Annotated in this window: 15 protein-coding genes; 6 read left to right on the forward strand and 9 right to left on the reverse strand. The window is 74.2% G+C overall.

Annotated features, from left to right (window positions below; all coding sequences use genetic code 11):
* Positions 1-21 precede the first annotated feature (21 nt).
* Positions 22-1743 (forward strand): hypothetical protein, encoded by a 1722-nt coding sequence (locus V6V47_RS23375; RefSeq protein ID WP_442934292.1) that lies wholly within the window; start codon positions 22-24, stop codon positions 1741-1743.
* A 10-nt stretch (positions 1744-1753) separates the two neighbouring features.
* On the opposite strand, the gene V6V47_RS23380 is transcribed toward V6V47_RS23375, so the two are convergent.
* Together V6V47_RS23380 and V6V47_RS23385 are read right to left on the reverse strand one after the other, a co-directional pair.
* A complete protein-coding gene (locus V6V47_RS23380) occupies positions 1754-4651 on the reverse strand; it encodes a helix-turn-helix transcriptional regulator (protein WP_334630464.1) in 2898 nt (965 codons plus the stop codon).
* Between the two features lie 113 nt (positions 4652-4764).
* Positions 4765-4935 carry a hypothetical protein gene (locus V6V47_RS23385; RefSeq protein WP_334630465.1) on the reverse strand — a complete coding sequence of 57 codons (171 nt, stop codon included), beginning with the start codon at positions 4933-4935 and terminating at the stop codon, positions 4765-4767.
* A gap of 209 nt (positions 4936-5144) precedes the next feature.
* Here V6V47_RS23385 and V6V47_RS23390 point away from each other — a divergent pair, with 209 nt between their 5' ends.
* Positions 5145-5834 carry a DUF4191 domain-containing protein gene (locus tag V6V47_RS23390; RefSeq protein WP_334630466.1) on the forward strand — a complete coding sequence of 230 codons (690 nt, stop codon included), beginning with the start codon at positions 5145-5147 and terminating at the stop codon, positions 5832-5834.
* A 145-nt stretch (positions 5835-5979) separates the two neighbouring features.
* Here V6V47_RS23390 and V6V47_RS23395 read toward each other — a convergent pair whose 3' ends face one another.
* Positions 5980-6378: an RDD family protein gene (locus tag V6V47_RS23395; RefSeq protein WP_334630467.1), complete on the reverse strand. Its 399-nt coding sequence runs from the start codon at positions 6376-6378 to the stop codon at positions 5980-5982.
* 262 nt (positions 6379-6640) lie between these two features.
* On the opposite strand from V6V47_RS23395, the gene glnA reads away from it, so the two are divergent.
* On the forward strand, positions 6641-8065 hold the full coding sequence (gene glnA, locus V6V47_RS23400) for a type I glutamate--ammonia ligase (RefSeq protein ID WP_112671701.1): 1425 nt from the start codon (positions 6641-6643) through the stop codon (positions 8063-8065).
* Positions 8066-8527: 462 nt separating this feature from the next.
* Here the strand turns inward: glnA and mptB (V6V47_RS23405) are convergent, their stop codons facing one another.
* Positions 8528-10042 (reverse strand): polyprenol phosphomannose-dependent alpha 1,6 mannosyltransferase MptB, encoded by a 1515-nt coding sequence (gene mptB / locus V6V47_RS23405; protein WP_334630500.1) that lies wholly within the window; start codon positions 10040-10042, stop codon positions 8528-8530.
* 98 nt (positions 10043-10140) lie between these two features.
* Positions 10141-11541, reverse strand: a complete 1401-nt coding sequence (gene mptB, locus V6V47_RS23410) for a polyprenol phosphomannose-dependent alpha 1,6 mannosyltransferase MptB (RefSeq protein WP_334630468.1) — start codon at positions 11539-11541, stop codon at positions 10141-10143.
* Positions 11542-11585: 44 nt separating this feature from the next.
* Here mptB (V6V47_RS23410) and V6V47_RS23415 point away from each other — a divergent pair, with 44 nt between their 5' ends.
* The gene (locus tag V6V47_RS23415) at positions 11586-13187 is read left to right on the forward strand and encodes a hypothetical protein (RefSeq protein ID WP_334630469.1); all 1602 of its coding nucleotides are present in this window, start codon (positions 11586-11588) and stop codon (positions 13185-13187) included.
* Positions 13188-13192: 5 nt separating this feature from the next.
* Here the strand turns inward: V6V47_RS23415 and V6V47_RS23420 are convergent, their stop codons facing one another.
* Together V6V47_RS23420 and V6V47_RS23425 are read right to left on the reverse strand one after the other, a co-directional pair.
* Positions 13193-16270, reverse strand: coding sequence for a bifunctional [glutamine synthetase] adenylyltransferase/[glutamine synthetase]-adenylyl-L-tyrosine phosphorylase (locus tag V6V47_RS23420; protein WP_334630470.1), 3078 nt, complete (start codon positions 16268-16270; stop codon positions 13193-13195).
* Positions 16270-17037, reverse strand: a complete 768-nt coding sequence (locus V6V47_RS23425) for a type 1 glutamine amidotransferase (protein ID WP_334630471.1) — start codon at positions 17035-17037, stop codon at positions 16270-16272. Before V6V47_RS23425 ends, V6V47_RS23420 begins: the two co-directional genes overlap by 1 nt.
* Positions 17038-17138: 101 nt before the next feature.
* On the opposite strand from V6V47_RS23425, the gene V6V47_RS23430 reads away from it, so the two are divergent.
* A complete protein-coding gene (locus tag V6V47_RS23430; protein ID WP_442934293.1) occupies positions 17139-18071 on the forward strand; it encodes a S66 peptidase family protein in 933 nt (310 codons plus the stop codon).
* Here V6V47_RS23430 and V6V47_RS23435 read toward each other — a convergent pair.
* Entirely contained in the window at positions 18068-18892 is an 825-nt protein-coding gene (locus tag V6V47_RS23435) for a Vgb family protein (RefSeq protein WP_334630472.1), read from the reverse strand. The two genes, V6V47_RS23430 and V6V47_RS23435, sit on opposite strands and share 4 nt — an antisense overlap.
* Before the next feature lie 264 nt (positions 18893-19156).
* Between V6V47_RS23435 and V6V47_RS23440 the strand changes: the two genes are divergently transcribed.
* A complete protein-coding gene (locus V6V47_RS23440; protein WP_334630473.1) occupies positions 19157-19624 on the forward strand; it encodes a hypothetical protein in 468 nt (155 codons plus the stop codon).
* A gap of 243 nt (positions 19625-19867) precedes the next feature.
* Here the strand turns inward: V6V47_RS23440 and V6V47_RS23445 are convergent, their stop codons facing one another.
* The gene (locus V6V47_RS23445) at positions 19868-20251 is read right to left on the reverse strand and encodes a VOC family protein (protein ID WP_334630474.1); all 384 of its coding nucleotides are present in this window, start codon (positions 20249-20251) and stop codon (positions 19868-19870) included.
* Positions 20252-20339 lie beyond the last annotated feature (88 nt).

Here is a 20339-nt window from a genome sequence, read left to right on the forward strand (position 1 = left end):
CACCTCGCCCGTTATGCACAGGTGCCGGTGTCAGCGCTGGGCGCGCTGCCGCCCACCCCGTGGTCCCGGCTGCCCGGGATCCTCACCGTGTTCACCGTCGTCGTAGGGGTCGGCTACCGCCTCGCTCTGCTGGCGTACGCCGCCCCGCCGACGAACAGCGACGAGGCCACCATGGGGCTGGCCGCGTTGCACATCGCCCGGGGCGAGGGCTTCCCGATCTGGTTCTACGGCCAGCAGTACATGGGCACGCTGGAGGCGTACCTGGCAGCGCCGGTGTTCGCCCTGGCCGGCGGGCCGTCGCTGCTCGGTCTGCGGCTGCCGACGCTGGCGTTGTACGCGCTGTTCCTGGTGGCGGCCTGGCGATTGACTCTGCGGTTGACCGGGGACCGCTGGTTCGGGCTGCTGGTGGTAGCGCTGCTCGCCCTGGGCTCCGACCGAGTGGTCAAATCCCAACTGATCGCCGGCGGCGGCTATCCGGAGATGAACGCCGCCGCAGTGGCGCTCGCCCTGCTCGCCGTGGACCTGGCCGCCGGTCGGCCGGAGTGGCGGCTGGCGCGCTGGGCGGGCTGGGGTTTCCTGGCCGGCCTGCTGCTCTGGGTCGATCCGCTGGCGCTGCCGTACGTGGTGGCGACCGGGGCGGTGCTGGTCGCGTTCCGCTGGCGCGAGCTGCGCGGGGCGCCGGGCGCGCTGCTCGGGACGGCCGCCGTGCTGGGGGCGGCCCCGATGCTGGTGCACAGCCTGCTGAGCGGGCGGAGCCCGCTGGACCCGGTGCTCGCCGCCGGCGGAGCGAACGCCACCGCGGACTGGGCGGACCGGCTGCACGGGGGACTGCTGCTCGGCCCGCCGTTGGGCATGGGCTTCTGCGACCCCGGACGATGCGCCGGGTGGCAACTGTGGTGGGCGCTGGCCCTGCCGGTGCTGCTGGCCACCGCCGGTGTCACGGCGTGGCGGGCGCTGCGCCGGCCCGCCGTCACCGCGTGGCGGCCGGCCGACTCGGCGAGCACGACCGGGGCGGCCGGGGACGGTGCCCGGCGAGCAGATACGCGGGTCTCGGCGGCGATGCGGCTGGTCCTCGTGCTGGCCGCGGTGGCCACCCTCGCCGCGTACACGGTGAGCAGCGCCGCCGGGCTCACCCCGGTGGAGAGCTCCCGTTACCTGTTCGGCCTGCTCGTCTCCCTGCCGGCGCTGCTCTGGCCGTTGTGGACGGCCGCACAGCGCGCTCTGCTCGGCCGAGCGGCCGACCGGCGCGCTGTCGTCGGCCCGACGGCAGACCGGCATGCTCTCGTCGGCCCGGCGGGCGACCGGCGCGGCCCATGGTGGACGGTGACCGGGTCGGTCGCGCTGGCCGTGCTCGTCGCCACGGTGGGCACCGCCGCCCACGCCACCTGGCGAGCCGCGCAGATCGTGCCGGCGACCAGGGCCGCCGAAGCGCGGCACGCCGACCTGGTGACCACCCTGCGCCAGCTTGGCGTACGGCACGTGCGCGCCGGCTACTGGACCTGCAACCGGCTGACCTTCGCCAGCGCCGAGCACGTGGTCTGCGCGGTCGTCGACGACACGCTGCGCCCCGGCTTCGACCGCTATCCCGCGTACGGCCGGGCTGTGCAGCGCTCTCCCGCGCCGGCCTGGGTCGCACCGGCCGACTCGCCACTGGCGGCTCGGCTCGACGAACAGTCCCGGGCCGCCCCGGGCAGCCTGGAGCTGGTCGCCGTCGACGGATGGCGGATCTACCTGCCGCGCTGATCTGTGCTCGTCAGCGGGGTGCGGCGGGCTCGGTGAGCAGGCCCAGGCGGTGGGCCAGGGCCGCGGCCTCGACCCGGTTGGTCACGTCCAGCTTGGCGATGATCCGGGACACGTGCACGCTGGCCGTCTTCGGCGAGATGAACAGCCGCTCGGCGATCTGACTGTTGCTGTGCCCCTCGGCGACCAGCAGCAGCACCTCGCGCTCCCTCGCAGTGAGCAGGTCCGCGCCCGGCCGGCCCCGGGTCGCCCCGCGCAGGCCGACCCGTCGTGCCAGGGTGGCGGCCGCCTCGGCCAACGGCGCAGCCCCCAGCCGGGCGGCGATCTCGGCGGCCTCGGCCACCGCACCCGACACCTCGTCCCGCTCGCCGACGGCCGCGGCCGCCTCGGCCAGCGCCAGCAACGCCCGGCCCAACGGGTACGGCTGCCCGTCGGCCCGCCAGGCCACCACCGCTGCCCGCCACGCCGGCAGGGACTGGCCGCCGACCGCGAGCAGTGCGGTGACCTGGGCCGCGTGTGCCCGCGCGGCCGGATGCCGGGCGGGCAGGTCGGCGGCGAGGGCCGCGACGGCAGTGGCCAGCTCCGGGTCGCCGGTCCGGGCGGCGGTACGGGCGGCGGCGCTCAACACCGGCCAGCCCTCGCGCGGCAACCGTGGGAGGCGCTCGTCGGCCAGGGCGACACGGGCCGCCCGGACGGCCTCGACCTTGTCGTCGCTGGCAAGCGCCGCCTCGATCGCCAGCTCGTGCAGGGGCAGCCGGTGGTTCGGCCACAGGTAGGGCCGGCTGAGGAAGGCGAGCGCCCGGTCGACCAGCTCCTCGGCGGCCGGGTGGGCGCGCGCCAGCCGCAGCCCGGCGCTCTGCTGGAGCCAGTGCAGCCCGGTGACGCCGGACAGGTCGATCCGGGCGGCCTCCGCACAGACCGCCTCGGCCTCGTCCCAGCGGCCCAGCGCGAGCAGCGCCTCGGCCCGGTTCGACAACAGGTACGCCCCGGTGGAGCGGCTGATCCCCACCCGCCGCGCCTCGGCCGCCCCGGCGGCGGCCGCCTCTGCGGACTCCGCGTACCGGCCCAGTTCGCAGAGCATGTCCGACTGGTAGACCATGGCGATCACCAGGGCCGGGACGTCCCCGGCCGCCCGGGCGGTCGCCTCGGCCTGGCGCAGCTCGGCCAGCCCCCGCTCGAGGTCACACTCGCGGTGGTGGACCAGGGCGACCTGGGTGGGCAGCAGGGCCAGACCCTCGCCGAGCGCCTCGGCGTCGGCGCTCGCCTCGGCGGCGACCTCGGCCGCCTGCTGGGGATCGATCTTGACCAGGTGGGCGGCGATGTCGGCGAGCAGGCGTACCCGCTCCACGCCGGCCGGACCGCCCGCCGCCAGCCGGTACGCCTCGCTCAGCTCACCGCGGCCGTCACTCTTGCCGAGCAGGGCCAGCAACCGACCCCGCTGGTCCAGCAGGCGGGCGGCGCGCAGTGGCGTGGCGGCGGCGTCCACCTCGTCCAGGCCGGCTCGGGTCAGGGTCAGCGCGCGGCTGAAGTCGCCGGCCGTGATCGCGGCGTCGAGCGTCTGCCCCAGCAGCGCCAGGTGGTCCATGCCGAGCCGGTCGGCGGCGTCGGGCACCAGCTCCCACAGCTCGAGCACCCGCTCCAGCAGCCGGCGCTGCTCGGCGTAGGCGTACCGGTCGGCGGCGGCGCTGGCCGCGACGTGCGCGGTGACCAGGGCGCGGGGGTGGTCGTGCGCGGCGTACCAGTGATGGGCGATCTCGGCCGGGGCCCGGCCGGCGGCGACGAGGTGAGGTTGCGCCTCGACGGCGGCGGCGAACCGGGCGTGCAGCCGGGCGTGCTCACCGGGCAGCAGCTCGTCATGCACGGCCTCGCGGACCAGCGCGTGCCGGAACTCGTAGTCGCCGTCCCGGTCAGCCAACACCAGTTGGGCGGCGACGGCGGCGCGTAACGCGTCCTCCAGCTCGACCTCGGGCAGCCCGGCGACCTCGGCGAGCAGGTGGTGGGCGAAGCGGGTGCCGCCCGCCGCGGCGATCCGCAGCACCCGCTGGGCCGGCTCGGGCAGCCGGTCCACCCGGGCCAACAGCAGATCGCGCAGCGTCTCGGGGAGCGCGGCGCAGCCGACCGGATCGCCGGCGACGACCAGCTCCTCGATGAAGAAGGGATTGCCCTGGGTGCGCTCGTGGACGTCGTCGACGGCGCGGGCGGTCGGTTCGGTGCCGAGCAGGTCGGCGAGGATCGCGCCGGTGCCCTCGCGGTCCAGCCGGCCCAGCTCGACCCGCTCGACGCCTCGGGCCCGGTCCAACTCGGCCAGGAACGGGCGCAGCGGATGCCCGCGCTGCAACTCGTCGGTGCGGTAGGTGGTGACCAGCAGCAACCGGCCCGGCCGGGCGGCCCGCACCAGGAAACCGATCAGGTCCCGGGTGGAGCGGTCGGCCCAGTGCAGATCCTCGATCAACAGCACCAGCGGTTGCACGTCGGCGAGCCGCTGGAACAACTCAGCGACCAGGTCGAACAGGTAGCCGCGTGGGGCGTCGGCGAGCGGAGCCGCAGCCGGTGCGGCCAGTGCCGCCGGCACCCGGCCCAGCTCCGGCAGCAGTCGGGCGAACTCCGCCTCGTAGCCGGCGAAGACCTCGGCGCCGTCGGCGCGCAGCACCGCGCGCAGCGCGGCGGCGAACGGGGCGAACGGCAGGCCGGCCTCGCCGAGCTCCAGGCACTGGCCGACCAGCACCCGCGCTCCGGTGTCGGTGGCCCAGCCGGTGAACTCCTCCAGCAGCCGGGTCTTGCCCACGCCCGCCTCGCCACCGACCAGCACCGTGCTCGGCTCGCCTGCCCGGGCCCGGGCCAACGCGTCGCGTAGCGCCGAGATCTCACGCTGACGGCCGACGAGGACGGAGCTGGCGGCGCGTACGGTCACGGGACCGAGCATGCCACGGCGGGCCCCGTCGCCTACCCCGCCGATCGGTCGGTGACCGGGCGGCGAGGCCGGCGTGGCGGGCGGGGCGGTCGCGGCGGGCGGGGCGGTCGCGGTCACCGGCGGGAGTCGCCGGTACGGGTGGCCGGCTGGCGCCGGCCCAGCCAACCGCGGCCGCTGTCGCGGGCCACGGACCGGGCGAGCCGGTCGGCCGACACCTCGGCGCGCAGCTCGGCGGCGTGGGTGCGGTGCAGGGTGAGCAGGAATTCCGCGTCGTTGCCAAACATGTCGGGCTCCTTCGTGCGGTCGTCGTCATCTGATGACGTTGACTCTTCGCGCGAAGGCCCCACTCGGGCATGGGCACACCGCCTGATCTTCGCGGGCGCAGCCCTCCTTACGTGTCCGCCGGCGACGCGCAAGCCGACGTAAGGTACTCAGCCGACCGGCACCCGGACGCGGATCAACGGGGCCGCCGGCGACCACTAGACTCTGCGACATGGCAAAGCCCCAGGAGAAGATCTCGTTCGGCCAACGGCTGAAGCAGATCGGGATGGTGTTCCAGTTCACCGCCAAGCAGGACCGGTGGTTTGCGCCGTTGGTCGCCGCGGCGGTGCTCCTCCCGCTCGCTCTCACCGTGGTCGCGGTCATCCTCTGGAGCTGGATCTGGCTGCCGATCGGCATCCTGTTCATCCTGCTCGCGGTGCTGATCGTGCTCAACCTGCGGTCCAACAAGGCGATGATGAACGCCGCCGAGGGGCAGCCCGGCGCGGCGGCCCAGATCATGGAGAACATGCGCGGCGACTGGCGGGTGACCCCGGCCGTCAGCTCGACCACCCAGATGGACATGGTCCACCTGGTGATCGGCCGGCCGGGCGTGATCCTGCTGGCCGAGGGCAACCCGCAGCGGGTCCGCGGCCTGCTCGGCCAGGAGAAGCGGCGGCTCGCCAAGGTGATCGGCTCCGCTCCACTGCACGACTACGTGATCGGTCAGGACGAGGGCGAGCTGCCGATCCGCAAGCTGCGGACCACGCTGCTCCGCCTGCCGCGCGCGCTCAGCGGCAAGGACGTCAACTCGCTGGACAAGCGGCTCAAGGCGCTCACGTCCCGGCCGCAGATGCCCAAGGGCGCGATCCCGAAGAACATGCGGCCGTCGGGCGGCGCGTTCCGCCAGCAGCGGGGCCGCTGATCCCTTCGGCGTGAGCCGAAAAGACCACTCTGCGGCGTACGCCGAAAACCACTCTGCGGCGTACGCCGAAGCCAGAACACTCTGCGGCGTACGCCGGAAAGAGCCGGACCCCTGCGGGCCCGGCTCTTTCGCGTCGGGGTGTTGGTCAGCGGCGGGGTGCGTCGACGATGACCGAGTCGGCGAGCCGGTCGTGGATGCCGCGACGGTGCTCGTCCATGATCAGCGCGGGGACGACGACGGCCAGCAGCAGGCCGCGGAGCAGCCCTCGGGGCACCCCGATCCGGCCCCCGTCGTGCCAGTTCACGCAGCGGATCTTCGTGATGTACATGCCCGGGGTCTGCGCGAACAGGCCGAGGAAGAGGCCGTACTCGACGACCAGCACCGTTGGCGTCAGCCACGGATGCTGGATCGATCCGCCGAAGATGTTGGACACCAGCAGGCAGAGCACCCAGTCGATGATCAGCGCGCCGAACCGCCGGCCCAGGCTCGGCGGGGTGAAGGTGGGGTCGGTGGCCGGCGCTGCCGGGAGGTGCGGGTTGGTCACAGCGGTCAAGGGTATCCGCGCCGGAAGGAGGGCTGCCGGGTGCCGCCTGACGCCGCGTGCCGAATCAGACCAAAGGCATCATCTGTCATTAGACTGGCACCGCCGGTACGGCGTTCGCGGCGGGCCGAGAGCGGTTGGGGAGCGTCGCTGACGCTCCGCGAGGGACGTAACACGGCAGAAACACTGGAGACATGGCAGGGCAACCGCCTGGCCATAGCGTCGCCAGAAGCCTAGCCACCCCGTGGACGTGCCAGGAGGACGTGTGTTCGCCAATCCCGAGGAACTGCTGCGATACCTCAAGAACGAGGACGTGAAGTTCGTCGACGTACGTTTCTGTGACCTGCCCGGCGTGATGCAGCACTTCAACCTGCCGGTCGAGTCCGTCAACGACGACCTCTTCACCGACGGCCTCGCGTTCGACGGTTCGTCGATCCGCGGTTTCCAGGCGATCCACGAGTCGGACATGCTCCTGCTCCCGGATGTCGCCACCGCGTTCATCGACCCGTTCCGCGCGCAGAAGACGCTCGCGCTCAACTTCTTCATCCACGACCCGTTCACCCGCGAGGCCTACAGCCGCGACCCGCGTAACGTGGCGAAGAAGGCCGAGGCGTACCTGGCGGCGAGCGGCATCGCCGACACCGCCTACTTCGGCGCCGAGGCGGAGTTCTACATCTTCGACTCGATCCGCCACGAGACCTCGGCGCACCAGTCGTTCTACTACATCGACTCGATCGAGGGCGCCTGGAACACGGGCCGCGAAGAGCCGGGCGGCAACCGCGGCTACAAGACCGCGTACAAGGGCGGCTACTTCCCCGTCCCGCCGGTCGACCACTACGCCGACCTGCGTGACTCGATCGTGCGCCGCCTGGTCGACACCGGCTTCAACGTGGAGCGCTCGCACCACGAGGTGGGCACCGCCGGCCAGTCTGAGATCAACTACCGGTTCTCGACCCTGCTGCACGCCGGTGACCAGCTCCAGCTCTTCAAGTACATCGTGAAGAACGAGGCCTGGGCCAACGGCAAGACCGCGACCTTCATGCCCAAGCCGCTGTTCGGCGACAACGGCTCCGGCATGCACACCCACCAGAGCCTCTGGCTCAACGGCGAGCCGCTGTTCTACGACGAGACCGGCTACGCCGGCCTGTCCGACATGGCCCGCTGGTACATCGGTGGTCTGCTGCACCACGCGCCGTCGCTGCTGGCCTTCACCAACCCGACGATCAACTCGTACCGTCGCCTGGTGCCGGGCTTCGAGGCGCCGGTCAACCTGGTCTACTCGCAGCGCAACCGGTCCGCCTGCACCCGCATCCCGGTGACCGGCGCGAACCCGAAGGCCAAGCGCGTCGAGTTCCGCGTTCCGGACCCGTCGGCCAACGTCTACCTCGCCTTCTCGGCGATGATGATGGCCGGCCTCGACGGCATCAAGAGCAAGATCGAGCCGCCGACGCCGATCGACAAGGACCTGTACGACCTCCCGCCGGAGGAGTGGGGCGACGTCAAGCAGGTGCCGGGCTCGCTGTCGGCCGTGCTCGACTCGCTCGAGGCCGACCACGACTACCTGCTCGACGGCGGCGTCTTCACCCCCGACCTGATCTCCACCTGGGTCGACTGGAAGCGCGCCAACGAGGTCGACCCGGTGCGCCTGCGCCCGACCCCGCACGAGTTCGCCATGTACTACGACTGCTGACAAGTCACTCGTTCCACCGGCCGGGCCGGCTCCGCGCACGCGGAGCCGGCCCGACCATTGTCTGCCCGCGCCCCGCGAGCGTGCTCGAACCAGGATGTAGTGGTGTCGAGCACGCCGGATGCCACTACAACCAGGATGTTGTGCGACCGGGCCGGCCGAAGGCCGCCTGGGCCACCGTCGACTGGGCACGCCCGGCCAAGATCCGCTCAACTACGGGGAAACTGCTGTCTCCCCGCACCTCGAGGCAGCACTTTCCCCGAAAGTGCGCGGATCTTGGACTCGGCCGGGGCCGAGATCATGCTCGATCCTGGATGTAGTGGCCTCCCAGGCCCCGAACCCCCCTCCATCCAGGATCGAGCACGACCTCGATGACATCGGCGCCGACGCTCATGAGGGCCATGGGGGTTCTGTCCGGGTTGTCGCACCCAAGGCGTGCCGGGGTCGAGGCGGACAGACCACGGGTCAGCGCGGAACGCGAGGGCGCTGCGGGCGGCGGCTTTGGCGCAGGGCACGGAGCGCTCGGAGCGCCAGGAGCAGGGTCAGGGCGGTCATCAGTAGGGCGCCGGGGGCCTTGGTGGAGCGGGCCAGGTTGGTGCCGTCGGGCAGGGCGAGGAAGGCGGCGAGTGCGGCTGGCAGCACGAACCAGGTCGTCCGCGTGGCGGTGAGCGCCAGCAGTGCCAGCGGCCAGGTGGCGTACCAGGGGTAGAAGACCGGGGACAGGACGACCGTGGCGGCCAGCGCCAGCGCGGCCCCGCGCGCCGCCGCCCGGGGACGCAACACCGCCGGGGCACGCAGCGCCGCCGGGGCACGCAGCGCCGCCGGGGCACGCAGCGCCTCGATCGGGAGCCCTCCGTCGTCCGACCGGCGTAGCGCCTGCCAGGTACGCCACCACAGCACTACCAGCACTCCGGCGAGCAGGAGCAACGCGACCGCCCGGACCACCGGCACCGCCATCGGGTCGCGGCCCACCAGCGCGCCGGCGTAGTCCACCACGAAGCCGACCGCGGTCGGCGGTGACGTCCACTGCTCGGAGTCCCCACTGTGGGTCAGCCCGCCCACCCAGCCGAACCCGAGGCCGGACAGCGCCGAGGTGACCAGCAGCACCGCGAGCAGCCCGCCGGCCAGCCAGCCGCCGTCACGCAGCAGCGCCCGTACGGTGTGGCGGCCGTGTACCGCGGCCAGCGCCGCGAACGGCACCACCACCACGGCGCTGGCCTTGACCGCCACCGCCAGCCCGAGCAGTAACCCGGCGATCAGCAACGCCGACGCCCGGCCCGGCCGGCGAACGGCCACCAGCAGCCCGCACAGCAGCAGGCCCAACATCACCGCGTCGTTGTGTGCCCCCGCGATCAGGTGCACTCCGACCAGCGGGCTGGCCAGCGCCAGCCAGGCGGCCCGTCGGGTCGGCACCCCGACGGCCCGGGCCAGCCCCGGCAGGCAGAACGCGGCCAGCAGCAGCCCCGCCACGGCGATCACCCGCAGGAGTACGACCGTGCCGGTGAGCCCACCGCCGAGGCTGACCGCGAGCGCCGCGAGCAGGACGAAGACCGGCCCGTACGGGGCCGGCGTGTCCCGCCAGATCGGCGCCACCGTGTCCACCCACGGGCAGCCCGCCGCCGCCACGCCCACGGCGTACGGGTCGACGCCGTGCGCGTACGTCCAGCCCTGGCAGGCGTACGAGTAGACGTCCCGGCTGCCCAGCGGCGGCGCGACCAGCAGCGGCAATGCCCACAGTCCCGCCGTGACGTACGCCCACCGGCTCGACGGCGCTCCCCCGCGCAGCGACCACCACGCCCCGACCAGCAGCACGGTGCCGACCAGCCAGCAGGTCAGCGTCGCCGGGCCTGCCGGGATGCGCCAGATCGACGCCGGCGTCGCGCCCAGCGGCGCGTCGGGCAGCGTCCCACCGAGGCACCCGGCGACGGAGAGCAGAGTCGCGCCGACCAGGCCGCCGTACCGGGCCGCGCGCGCCCCCAACGGGCCGGGCGACGCCGCCCCACCCGGCGGACGCGGCGGCGGAGGAGGCGCGGACGGAGGCGGCGCGGCACCGGGATCGATCACCGGCGCACCTTCCCTCAGTCCGCGGCGACCGGCCGATGGGCCGCCCGAGCCGACCGTACCAACCGGACGAGCAGCACGATCACCAACAGCGTCATCAGCGGCGCTCCGACCGTCTTGGTGAACCGGGCCAGCCCGGTGCCGTCGGGCAGCACCAGGAACGACGAGGCCAGGGCGATCACGACGAACCATCCGGTCTTCCGGGCGGTCGCCGCCAGCACGGCCAACGGCCAGATCCAGTACCAGGGGTGGAACAGCGGCGAGAGGAGGACCGTGGCGGCCAGGGCCAGGCCGGCGTACTCGAGCGGCTCTCGGGTGCGGGCCCGCCACCACAGCCAGACCAACAGCACCGCCAGCGCGGCCAGGCCGATCCCGCGGGTGACCGGCAGAGCGTCGATGTGCCCGCCGAAGGGCACCACCAGGTAGCCGACGGTCTGCCCGACCGCCGTGGACGGCGAGGTCCAGGCGATCACGTCGCCGCCCCGGGCCAGCCCGCTGACCCATCCGAAGTCCAGGCCGGCGGCCACGGTCACCCCGGCGACGGCGGCGACCGCGCCGCCGACCACCCACCCGCCGTGCCGCACCAGAGCCCGGATCGAGTACCCGCCGACGATCGCCACCAGCGCCGCGAACGGCACCACGACCAGCGCCGTCACCTTGATGGCGGCGGCCAGCCCGAGCAGCGCCCCGCCACCGAGCAGCGGGCCGGGGCGGCCCGGCCGGGAGGCCACCACCGCCAGCCCGGCGACCAGCAGGCCCACCATCAGGGCGTCGTTGTGCGCGCCGGAGACCAGGTGCACGGCGACCAGCGGGCAGGCCAGCGCCAGCCACACCGCCCGGCCAGCGGGTACGCCGACCCGGCGGGCCAGCACCGGCAGACTGATGGCGGTCAGCGCCACCCCGGCCACGGCGATCAGCCGGAAGACCACGATGGCACCGGTGAGGGAACCGGTGGCCTTGACCACCGCGCCGGAGAGCACCACGAACAGCGGCCCGTACGACGCCGGGGTGTCCCGCCAGATGTAGGAGATGGTGTCCAGCCAGGGGCAGGGCAACGCGGAGACACCCTGCTCGTACGGGTTGATCCCGGCGGCGTAGCTGGCGCCCTGGCAGGCGTACGCGTAGACGTCGCGGCTTTCCAGAGGCGGCGCGATCAGCAGCGGCAGCAGCCAGAGCCCGACGGTCACCAGCGCCCAGCGGGTCGACGGCACCTGCTCGCGTAGCGCCCACCACGCGCCGGCCAGCAGCGCGGTGCCGATCAGCCAGGCGGCGATGATCAGCGGCCCGTGCGGCCCCTGCCAGATGCTGACCGGGGTGGAGCGCAGGGGTGAGCCGGGCAGGGCGCCGCTGAGAAAGGCGGCGACGGCGAGCAGCGCCGATCCGGCCAGGCCGGTCCAACGCGCGAGGTGGTGAGGCACGCCGGACATGCTGCCAGTACGGTGGTCGCGGTACGGAGGTGGGCATGCGGAGCAGTCGGGTGGTGGCGATGGCCACCGGTTCCGCCGCCGTGCTCGCCGCGCTCTGGCTGTCCCTGCCGGTGATGGGCTCGGACCTCGCCGCGCAGGTGGCCCGGGCGGACTTCTTCGCCGCGCACGGCCTCACCCCGGTGGATCTGCACTGGTACGCGGGCGTGCAGCAGTTCGGCTACAGCCTGCTGTCCCAGCCCGTGATGGCGCTGCTCGGCGTGCGGGTCACCGGCGCGCTGGCCCTGGTGGCATCGGCCGCCGCGCTGGCTGCGCTGCTGGTCCGCCACGGGGTGCCTCGGCCCCTGCTGGGCAGCCTCGTCGGCGTGGTCACCCTGGCCGGCAACCTGGTCTCCGGCCGGGTCACCTACGCCCTCGGCGTGGCATTCGGGTTGGTCGCGCTGCTGGCGCTCACGCTCGGCCGCTCCGCCGCGTACCCCGAAAACGGGCGAACGGACGGACGGACGCCGCTGCGGCTCGGGCTCGCCGCGGCCGGCACGCTGCTGGCGTCGGCGGCCAGCCCGGTGGCCGGCCTGTTCGTCGGTCTCGCTGGCGTCGCGCTGCTGCTCGCCCGCCGGTACGCCGACGGCCTGACGCTCGGGATCGCGGCGGCCGTGCCGCTGGCCGCGACGGCCCTGCTCTTCGGCGACGGCGGTTGGATGAACATCAGCCGCACCGACGCGCAGCGGGCGGTGCTGACCAGCCTGGTGGTGGCCGCGCTGGTGGCGTACCGGCCGGTGCGGGTCGGCGCGCTGCTCTCGGCGGCCGGGGTGCTCGCCGCCGCCCTGGTGCACACTCCGGTCGGGTTGAACGCGACCCGGCTCGTGACGATGTTCGCCCTACCGGTGCTGGCCGCCGCCGCCCGCCCCCCGGCGTGGCTCGCCACCCGGCTGACCCGCCATCCCCGACTGGTGGGTGGCGTCGGCCTGGCCGCGCTGCTGGTGGCAGTCTGGGGCTGGCTGCCGCCGGTGGTCCCCGCCGACCTGCGCAGCATCGGCGACCCGACCAGCGCGGCCAGCTACCACGCGCCGCTGCGCGCTTTCCTGGCTGGTCAGCGGCTCACCGGCCGGGTCGAGGTGCCGCCCACCCGCAACTACTGGGAGGCTGCCCGGCTGGGCGAGGTGCCGCTGGCCCGGGGCTGGCTCCGACAGGCCGACATCGACCGCAATCCGCTGTTCTTCACCACCGTGCCGGGCGCGGCCGGCACCGGCGTGCCGCTGACCGCGGCCAGCTACCGAGCCTGGCTGGCGGAGAACGCCGTGCAGTACGTGGCGCTGCCGGACGCCCCGCCGTCCTGGGTGGGACGGGCCGAGGCGGAGCTGATCGAGGGCGGGTTGCCCTACCTGACGCCGGTCTGGTCCGGCCCACACTGGCGGGTCTGGGCGGTCGCCGACCCGACTCCGCTGGTCGCCGCCCCCGCCGAACTGGTTCGCATCGACGCCGCGTCGGTGACCTTCCGTGCTCCGGCGGCCGGTCCGGTGGCGGTCCAGGTCCGGCACGGTCGCTGGCTGGTCGCGTCCGGAGGTGCCACGGTCACCGCCAACGGAGACTGGACGACCGTCACCGTCCCTCGGCCCGGCGAGTACACCCTCGGCAGCTGACGTCGCTACGCCTCGAGCACCCGCTCGGCGGCGGCGCGGGAGCGGCGGCCGGTCCGCAGGTACTCGTCGAGGAACTCCCCCGGGTCGTCTCGGCCGAGCAGCCGGACCACCCCGGCCAGCTCCACCCCGTGCCGGGGCAGCTGATCGCCGGCGCGGCCTCGCACCAGCATCAGCGCGTTGCGGACCTGCGCGGCCAGGGTCCACCCGGCGGCCATCTCCGCGGCGTCCGTCGGGTCGATGAGGCCCGCGTCCCGGGCCGCCGCGAGGGCGTCGAGGGTACGCGTGCCGCGCAGCGCCGGCACCGCGCCGGCATGCCGGAGTTGGATGAGCTGCACCGCCCACTCCACGTCGGCCAGCCCGCCTCGGCCCAGCTTGGTGTGGGTGGCCGGGTCGGCGCCACGGGGCAGCCGCTCGGTCTCCACCCGGGCCTTGATCCGACGGATCTCGACGACCTGCTCGCGGGTGAGCCCCTCGATCGGGTAGCGCACCGGGTCGATCATCGTCTCGAACTCGGCGCCCAGGTCGGCGTCGCCGCAGACGAACCGGGCCCGCAGCAGCGCCTGGGCCTCCCACACCCGCGACCAGCGGGCGTAGTACTGCGCGTACGCGGCGAGGCTGCGCACCAGCGGGCCCTGCCGACCCTCCGGCCGCAGGTCGGCGTCGACGCCGAGCGGTGGGTCGGGCGCGGGCACGCCGAGCAGCCGGCGCAGCTCCTCGGCGATCGCGTGGGCGGCGGCGCTGGCCGCGCTCTCGCTGCCCTCCGGGGGCGGGTTGTAGACGAACAGCACGTCGGCGTCGGAGAGGTAGTTCGACTCGTACCCGCCGAGCCGGCCCATGCCGATCACGGCGAAGCGCAGCCCGGGCGGCGCCGGCTGGCTGGCCTGGGCGGCCCGCAGCGCGGCGGCCAGGGTGGCGTCGGTGACGTCGGCGAGCGCTGTACCGACCGAGGTGATGTCGGCCAGTCCGGGGGCGCGCCGGCTCCCGTCGTCCGTGCGGGTGGGGGTGGGGGCGAGCGAACCGGCCCGGCAGAGCACGTCGGCGCAGGCCACCCGGACCAACTCCCGGCGGCGCAGCGCGCGCACCGCCCGGATGGCCTCGACCGGGTCGGCGTGCCGGGCCGCCGCAGCGAGAAAGCCCTCCCGGAGAACCTCGCGCGGGCGGGGCGCCAGCTCGTTCTCCTCGGCGAGCAGCCGCAGGGCCTCCGGCTCCCGGGCGAGCAGGTCGGCGACGTACCGGGAGAGGGCGAGCACCCGGGCCAGCCGCCGGGCCACCGGCCCTCCGTCGCGCAGCAGCCGCAGGTACCAGGGGGTGCTGCCCAGCTTGTCGGAGACCTTGCGGTAGTTGAGCAGACCCCGGTCCGGCTCCGGCTCGTCGGCGAACTCGCTGAGCAGCACCGGCAGCAGGGTCCGCTGGATGGCCGCCGTGCGGCTCACCCCACCGGTGAGGGCCTGGAGGTGGCGCAGCGCCCCGGCCGGGTCGGCGAAGCCGAGGATCTCCAGCCGGTGCCGGGCCGCCTCCGGGGTGAGCCGAAGCCCGTCGGCCGGGACCCGGGCCACGGACTCCAGCAGCGGCCGGTAGAGCAGTTTGGCGTGCAGCCGGCGTACCTCGGCGGCATGGGTGACCCAGTCGGCCCGGAACCTCTCGACGGCGCTCTGGCCCGGCGTGGCGGTGTAGCCCAACGCGGCGGCGAGCCAGCGCAGCGCGGCCGGCTCGGTGGGCACGGTGTGCGTACGGCGCAGGCCCTGGAGTTGGAGCCGGTGCTCGACGCCGCGCAGGAAGCGGTAACCGAGCAGCAGCGCCTCCCCGTCGGCACGGCCCACGTAGCCGCCGGCCACGAGCGCGCGCAGCGCCGGGATGGTGCCGGGTACGCGCAGCGTCTCGTCGATGCGGCCGTGCACCAGTTGCAGGAGCTGCACGGCGAACTCGATGTCGCGTAGGCCGCCGGGGCCGCGCTTGATCTCGCGCTCCAGCTCCTTCGGCGGGATGTGGTCGATGATCCGGCGTCGCATCGCGCGAACGTCCTCGACCGCCTCGGGCCGCTCGGCGGCCCGCCAGACCAGCGGTGCGAGCTGGTCGATCCACTCCTGGGCCAGCGGCAGGTCACCGGCGGCCGGGCGGGCCTTGAGCAGCGCCTGGAACTCCCAGGTGCGCGCCCACCGCCGGTAGTAGGCCAGGTGGCTGGCGAGGGTCCGCACCAGCGGACCCCGGTTGCCCTCGGGGCGCAGCGCGGCGTCCACCGGCCAGGCGACCAGGCCGCAGATGTGGATCAGTCGGGTCGCCACCATGGTGGCCGCGGCCAGGTCGGCGTCCTCGGCCGCCACGAAGATCACGTCCACGTCGGAGACGTAGTTCAGCTCGTCGCCGCCGCACTTGCCCATCGCCACGACGGCCAGGCGGGGTCGTGCGGTGCCCGGCGGCAGCTCGGCGACGGCGACCTCGTACGCCGCGGCCAGCGTCGCGTCGGCCAGCGCGGAGAGCGCGGCCATGGTCTGCTCCAGGCCGCGCCCGCCCGTGAGGTCGGCCGCCGCGATCCGCAACAGCGCCAGCCGGTACGCGGTACGCAGCACCGCCACGGGGTTGCCGTCGCCGGTCGGCTCCAGCCGCCCCTCGGCGGTCGGCGCGAGCCCGTCCGGGGCGGTGCGCAGCACCGTGTACTGCTCGGGGTTGGCCACCAGGTGGTCCCCGAGCGCCGAGGAGGCACCGATTACCGCGATCAGCCGTCGGCGCAGCCCGGCATCGGCGTGCAGCTCGGCGAGCAGCGGCGAGCCCGCAGCGCCGTCGCTCACGACGCCGGCCTCGCGCGACGCGGCGCCGGCCTCGCGCGACGCGGCGCCGGCGTTTGCGCGGCGTTCGGCTTCGACGATGCGGTGCAGTTGGCGCAGCGCCAGGTCCGGGTCGGCGGCCCGGGACAGCGCGGTGAGCAGCTCCGCGGCCCGATCGTCGACCGGCTCCTGCTCGGCAGCCCGCCACAGCCGCAGCCCGTCCGGGCCGAGCAGGTCGGCGGCGCGCGCCTCGCTGTCGCCCTCGGCCGCGCCGAAGCCGTAGCGGGCGAGTCGGCCCGGCGCCCTGGTCGGCCGGCCCATCAGTGCCCGAGCAGCGGCAGGCCGCGCCGCGTGGTGCTGTCGTCCAGCTCGCCGAGGGCCAGCAGGGCGAACCGGGCGGCGAACGGCTGCCAGACCTCCTCGACGTCGACCAGCACCGACTCGCAGGCCGCGACCACCAGCGCCGGGTCGTAGCCCAGCTCGGCGAGTTGGGTCGAGTCGGTGGCCCATTCGGCGATCATCGCGGCGTCGCACTCGATGTGGAACTGGAGCCCCCAGGCCCGGTCGCCGAGCCGGAACGCCTGGTGCGGGTAACGGGTGGAGGCGGCCAGCAGGGTGGCGCCCCGGGGCAGCTCGATGATCTCGTCGGAGTGCCACTGGAGCACGTCCGGGATCAACGGCACGTACCGGAACAGGGGGTCGCCCTCGGCGGCGTCGCGCCGACCGACCACGCCGGGACCGATCTCCGGCCCGGACGGACTCCGCTCGACCAGCCCCGCGTGCGCGGTGGCCAGCAGCTGCGCGCCCAGGCAGATGGCCAGGGTGGGCACCCGGTGCCGGACCGCCTTACGCAGCAGCCCCTCCACAGCCGGGAACCAGGGTGCGCCCGGCGAGCCGTCCGGCAGCGGGTACGCCTGCTGGTCGCCACCGAGCACCACCAGCGCCGCGTACCCCTCCAGGTCGGCGGGGAGCTCGTCGCCGGCGTGCGGGCGGACCACCCACAGTTCCAGGCCCGTCTCGGTCAGCCACTCACCCAGGCGGCGAAGGTCGTCTGTCGGGTCGTTCTCGATCACCAACGCGGTTGCCACCCGTCGAGGCTAGCCGGTGCGTCACCGGGTGCCGCGCCCCGCCACGACCCGCCTGGGCGTCCTGCCACGCGGCCGGAACGGGGTCGATAGGCTCTGCCGCTGTGATCACCGAAGACACCGCCGTTCGCCCGCCCGTGCTGCGACCGGGTGACACGGTGCTGCTGGTGTCACCGTCCGGGCCGACCTCGCCGGAGCGGGTGGCCCGTGGGATGGAGCTGCTCACCGGCTGGGGGCTGCGGCCGGTGCCGGCACCCAACGCGTACGCCCGCCACGGCTACCTGGCCGGCACGGACGAGCTGCGCGCCGCCGACCTGAACGCGGCCTTCGCCGACCCGCAGGTCCGCGGGGTGATCTGCACCCGTGGCGGGTACGGCGCCCAGCGGATGGTGGAGGCCATCGACATGGCGGCCGTCCGCCGGGACCCGAAGGTGGTGGCCGGGTTCTCCGACATCACCGCGTTGCAGTTCGCGCTGTGGCGGGGTGCCCGACTGGCCGGCGTGCACGGCCCGGGGGCGGCCTGGCGCGACGAGCGCACGCCGCTGCGGTCGGCCGAGTCGCTGCACAGGGCTCTGATGACCACCGAACCGGTGACGGTCGCCGCCGTGGCCGAGGAGGAGACGTTCGGAGTCCGCGTCCCCGGACGGGCCACCGGCACCCTGTTCGGCGGCAACCTCTGCATGATCGCCGCGTCGATCGGCACCCCGGACCTGCCGGACCTGACCGGGGCGGTGCTGCTGATCGAGGACGTGCAGGAGCCGCCGTACAAGGTCGACCGGATGCTCACCCACCTCCGCCGCGCCGGCGCGCTGGACGGGTTGGCCGGGGTGGCGGTCGGGCAGTTCACCGACTGCGGCGACGGTTGGGACACCACGGTCGTCGACGTGCTCACCGAACGCCTCGGCGACCTCGGCGTGCCGGTGCTCGGCGGCCTGCCGATCGGCCACGGCCCCAACCAACTCACCGTCCCGGTGGGCACCTCGGCCACCCTCGACGCCGACGCCGGGACCCTCGTCGTCCAACCCGCCGTCGCCTAGCCCTCCGACGTCCCGGGTGGGCTGAGCTGGGCGACCGCGCCCGTCTCCAGGGCGGCCCAGACCGAGCCGTCCCCGGTGACCGTGATGCCGTGCGGCTCGGCGTCGGGGGTGGGCAGGTCGTAGCCGTCGATCCGGCCGGCGAGGTCGATGTGACCGATCCGGTTGGCGCCCCACTCGGTGAACCAGGCGCCACCGGCGGGGTCGGCCACGATGGCATGCGGACGGGCCGATCGGTTCGGCAGCGGAAACTCGTCCAACCGCCCATCGGGGGTGATGCGGCCGAGTTGGCCGGCGGCGATCTCCACGAACCAGAGCGCACCATCGCCGCCGAGGGTGATGCCGACGGGCCCGGCGTTCCCGGTGGGCAGCGGGTGCAGGGTCACCGCGCCGGCGAGGTCGATCCGGCCGATCGCGTTCGCCTGGTTGAGGGTGAACCAGAGCGCCTCGTCCGGACCGGTGGTGATCATCGAAGCGAGGCCACCGGTCACCGGCAGTGGATACGAGGTGACCCCGCCGTCGGTGTCCACCCGGCCGATCGTGTCGGAGGTCATCCCGGCGTACCAGAGGGCGCCGTCCGGGCCGGCGGCGATACCGCCCGGGCCGGTGCCGGCCGGCAGGGCGACCGTGCGCTGTTCGCCGTCGACGGTGATCCGACCGATCCGGTCGTCCCCGGAGCGGGTGAACCAGAGCGCGTCATCCGATCCCGCAGTGATGATCAGCGGGCGGCTGCCGGCCGAGCCCAGCGAATACGTCCGCGTCGCGCCGTCGGGGTCCAGTCGGGCGATCCCGCCGGCATGGACCAGCGTCAGCCAGGAGCGCACCGTCGGGGCCGGCAGTGATGCCGTACGGGCCGGAACCCGCCTCGGCGAGCGGAATCTCCCGAATCTTGGCGGTCGTCACGATTCGCAGTCCTTCCCTCGGTGGCCCGTCAACCCTGGCCGCACGGTCTGCGATGGTGCAACCGGTTTGTCCGCTCACCTCGGCCGAATTGTCAGCCCGCTGACAGGTTCGCCACGGGTCCCGCCCAGGCTGGCCGGTCACTGTCGGTGATGTCATCGCAGCACGCACTGAGATCTGGAGGACTGATGTCCCGCACGATGTCGAAGAAGCACCTGTTGGCCGGCCTGGCCACCGCCGGCGTCCTCGGCGTGGGGATCGCGGCCCCGACGATCGCCTTCGCCGCGGACGCCGGCACGCCGGCGCCGAGCGCCAGCAGCACCGCGGCCGCCCCGGCCACGCCGAAGGCCGACCGGCAGGGCGAATTCGCCGCCGCGCTCGCCAAGGAGCTGGGCGTCCCGACCGACAAGGTGACCGCCGCGCTGCAGAAGGTGCGCGAGGAGCACCGGCCGGCCGGTCGACCGGAGCGCCCGTCCCCCGAGGCCCGGAAGGCCGCCCTGAAGGAGCGGCTGGACCAGGCCGTCAAGGACGGCAAGCTCACCCAGGAGCAGGCCGACGCCATCACCAAGGCCGTCGAGGCCGGCGTCTTCCCCGGCCTGGGCGGCCACGGTGGCCACGGCTGGCGTGGCGCTCCCGCGGGCACGCCCGGCAAGTAACCCGGCTGCCTCGGCCCCGACAGCCCGGGGCCGACCTTGTACGCCCCGGACGACCCCGTCCGCCCTGTCGGAGCCAGTGCCAGCCTCGGTACGCCCCGCCGGCCCCGGTCCGCCCTGTAGAGCCGGGGCCGGCTCGGGTCTGTCGCGGCTTGATCCACTCGGTTTCCATGATGTCGCGGTGTCCGGCGCACGCGGACACCCCGACATCCTGAAAACCGAGTCGATCACATCTCCGGAAGGGGGTCAGGGCTGCTGGGGCGGGGGCGCGAACACGCCCAGATGGTTGCCGGCCGGGTCGAGTAGGTGGGCCAACGTGAGACCGGCCGGTGTCGTACGCGCTGGCACCAACACCCGGCCGCCGGCCGCCTCGGCCCGTCGGCAGGTCTCCTCGACGTCGGTGACCTCGGCGTAGAACACCGCGTAGTTCGGCGACGTCCCGTCGGTCGCCCGGATCGCGCCGCCGATCCCGATGTCGCCGCCGGCCCCGGTCACGCGGTAGGAGCCGCCGTTGGTCGGGGCCTGCTCCTCGAAGGTCCAGCCGAACAACTCTCCGTAGAACCGCTCCGCGTCCTCGGGTCGGTCGGTGCCGATCTCGAACCAGGTGACAGGCGTGGTGGGCCTGGACATTTACTGCCTCCAGAGTTTCCGTGCCGGCCGTTCGGCCGTCGTCTGAAGCAGTCTCGGGGCCGTTCGCGACAACGTCCTGTCGGTGTTT

The sequence above is a fragment of the Micromonospora sp. CPCC 205539 genome (assembly GCF_036906815.1).
GTDB lineage: Bacteria > Actinomycetota > Actinomycetes > Mycobacteriales > Micromonosporaceae > Micromonospora.